The organism is Streptomyces capoamus, from assembly GCF_014654935.1.
GTDB lineage: Bacteria > Actinomycetota > Actinomycetes > Streptomycetales > Streptomycetaceae > Streptomyces > Streptomyces capoamus.
This window is the reverse complement of record NZ_BNBF01000010.1, coordinates 234000-236794: the sequence shown is the minus strand read 5'-3', so window position 1 is coordinate 236794 and position 2795 is coordinate 234000. Positions and strand designations below refer to the sequence as shown.

Sequence of the window (2795 nt, the reverse complement as noted above, 5' to 3'; positions counted from 1 at the left end):
GCGGCGGCACTTCGTCGGCGAGCGCGGGGTGGACCGGCGGCGCGTCACCTTCGTCGGCTACTGGCGGCAGGGCATGACGGAGGAACAGCTCCGGGCCGCGGAGTAGCGCCGGGCGCATCCCCCTTTCGGGCCGCCGGTCGCGCAGAGGTGCGTCCCGAACCGGCAAAGTTAGGTTAGGCTAACCTAAGTTGATCCGCACGGACCGTCCCTCGGAGGACCCCCACATGCGCTCGCACCTGCTCAATGGCCTCACCGCGGAGCACTACCGCCGCTCCGTGACCGAAGGAGTCGAGCGGGTGGCGGCCAAACTCGCCACCACCGACCGGCCGTTCACGGGCGTCACCGTGGACGCCCTGGCCCCCGTCGTCGACGCGATCGACCTGGACCGCCCGCTGGGCGACACCGCCGCCGTGCTGGACGAACTGGAGGACGTCTACCTCCGGGACGCGGTCTACTTCCACCACCCCCGCTATCTCGCCCACCTCAACTGCCCGGTCGTCATCCCCGCGGTGCTCGCCGAGGCCGTGCTCTGCGCGGTCAACTCCTCGCTGGACACCTGGGACCAGTCGGCCGGCGGCACCCTCATCGAGCGCAAGCTGATCGACTGGACGGCCGCCCGCATCGGCCTGGGTCCGGCCGCCGACGGTGTCTTCACCTCCGGCGGCACCCAGTCCAACCTGCAGGCGCTGCTGCTGGCCCGGGAGGAGGCCAAGGCCGACAGCCTCGCGCGACTGCGGATCTTCACGTCCGAGGCCGGCCACTTCAGCGTGCGGAAGTCCGCCACCCTCCTCGGCCTCGGACCGGACGCCGTCGTCGCGCTCCCCGTCGACCGCGACCAGCGCATGCAGACGGTCGCCCTCGCCCGCGAGCTGGAGCGCTGCGCGAGCGAGGACCTGGTCCCCATGGCCGTCGTCGCCACCGCCGGCACCACCGACTTCGGCTCCATCGACCCGCTCCCGGAGATCGCCGCGCTGTGCGCCCAGTACGGCGTCTGGATGCACGTGGACGCGGCCTACGGCTGCGGGCTGCTCGCCTCCCTGAAGCACCGGGACCGCATCGAGGGCATCGAGCACGCCGACTCGGTCACCGTCGACTACCACAAGTCCTTCTTCCAGCCGGTCAGTTCCTCCGCCGTGCTGGTCCGGGACGCGGCCACGCTGCGGCACGCCACCTACCACGCCGAGTACCTCAACCCGCGCCGCATGGTGCACGAACGCATCCCCAACCAGGTGGACAAGTCCCTCCAGACCACCCGCCGTTTCGACGCCCTCAAGCTGTGGATGACCCTGCGCACGATGGGCGCCGACGGCATCGGGCAGCTCTTCGACGAGGTGTGCGACCTGGCCCGGGAGGGCTGGCGGCTGCTGGCCGCCGACCCCCGCTACGACGTCGTCGTCGAGCCCAGCCTGTCCACCCTCGTCTTCCGCTACATCCCGGCGGACGTCACCGACCCCGCCGAGATCGACCGCGCCAACCTGTACGCCCGCAAGGCCCTGTTCGCCTCCGGTGACGCGGTGGTCGCGGGCACCAAGGTGGCCGGCCGCCACTACCTGAAGTTCACCCTGCTCAACCCCGAGACACGGACGGCCGACATCGCCGCCGTCCTCGATCTGATCGCCGGCCACGCCGAGCAGTACCTGGGAGAGTCCCTTGACCGCGCGTCCTGAAGCCCCGCAGCAGACCTACGACTTCGTGGGGATCGGGCTCGGCCCCTTCAACCTCGGCCTCGCCTGCCTGACCGAGCCCATCGCCGAACTGAACGGCCTCTTCCTGGAGTCCAAGCCGGGCTTCGAGTGGCACACCGGCATGTTCCTGGACGGCGCCCACCTCCAGACCCCGTTCATGTCGGACCTGGTCACCCTGGCCGACCCCACCTCGCCGTACTCCTTCCTCAACTACCTGAAGGAGAAGGGCAGACTGTACTCGTTCTACATACGCGAGAACTTCTATCCGCTGCGCGTCGAGTACGACGACTACTGCCGCTGGGCCGCCGCCCGGCTGAGCAGCGTCCGCTTCGGCACCACGGTCACCGAGGTCACCTACGAGGACGAGCTGTACGTCGTGCGCACCGGCGCCGGGGACACCTACCGCGCCCGGCACCTGGTGCTCGGCACCGGCACGGTCCCCTTCGTGCCCGAGGCGTGCCGGGGCCTCGGCGGGGACTGGCTGCACACCTCCCGTTACGCGCACCGCAAGGCGGAGCTGCTGGAGAAGGAGTCCGTCACGATCGTCGGCAGCGGGCAGAGCGCGGCCGAGATCTACCACGAGCTGCTCGCCGGGATCGACGTCCACGGCTACCAGCTCAACTGGGTCACCCGCTCCCCGCGGTTCTTCCCGCTGGAATACACCAAGCTGACCCTGGAGATGACCTCCCCGGACTACATCGACTACTTCCGGGCGCTGCCGGAGGAGACCCGCTACCGGCTGGAGAAGCAGCAGAAGGGGCTGTTCAAGGGCATCAACTCGGACCTCATCGACTCGATCTTCGACCTGCTGTACCAGAAGCACGTCGAGAGCGGCGACCGCCCGGTGCCCACCCGGCTGCTCACCAACTCCACGCTGCGCACGGCGGCCTACCAGGACGGCGCGTACACGCTGGGCTTCCACCAGGACGAGCAGGGCAAGGACTTCGAGATCCGCACCGAGGGCCTGGTCCTGGCCACCGGCTACCACTACACCCCGCCGGCCTTCCTCGACCCGGTCCGGGACCGTCTGTGCTTCGACGGGCACGGCCGCTTCGACGTCGCCCGCAACTACGCCGTCGACGTCACCGGCCGCGGCGTCTTCCTCCAGAA

The 2795-nt window shown here is 69.8% G+C and carries 3 protein-coding genes; all 3 read left to right on the top strand.

Annotation, left to right across the window (positions count from 1 at the left end):
• Positions 1-106, top strand: a 106-nt coding sequence (locus tag IE312_RS40720) for an SIP domain-containing protein (RefSeq protein ID WP_229900061.1), incomplete at its 5' end; no start/stop codon positions are given.
• Between the two features lie 118 nt (positions 107-224).
• Positions 225-1667, top strand: coding sequence for a lysine decarboxylase DesA (desA, locus tag IE312_RS18340; RefSeq protein ID WP_189983082.1), 1443 nt, complete (start codon positions 225-227; stop codon positions 1665-1667).
• Positions 1651-2795: lysine N(6)-hydroxylase/L-ornithine N(5)-oxygenase family protein (locus tag IE312_RS18335; protein ID WP_229900032.1), on the top strand; the 1145-nt coding region annotated here is incomplete at its 3' end. The genes desA and IE312_RS18335, both read left to right, overlap by 17 nt.

What these genes read in the sequence shown, in the direction of transcription:
- desA (WP_189983082.1), top strand. Translation starts at nt 225, where the DNA reads ATGCGCTCGCACCTGCTCAATGGCCTCACCGCGGAGCACTACCGCCGC.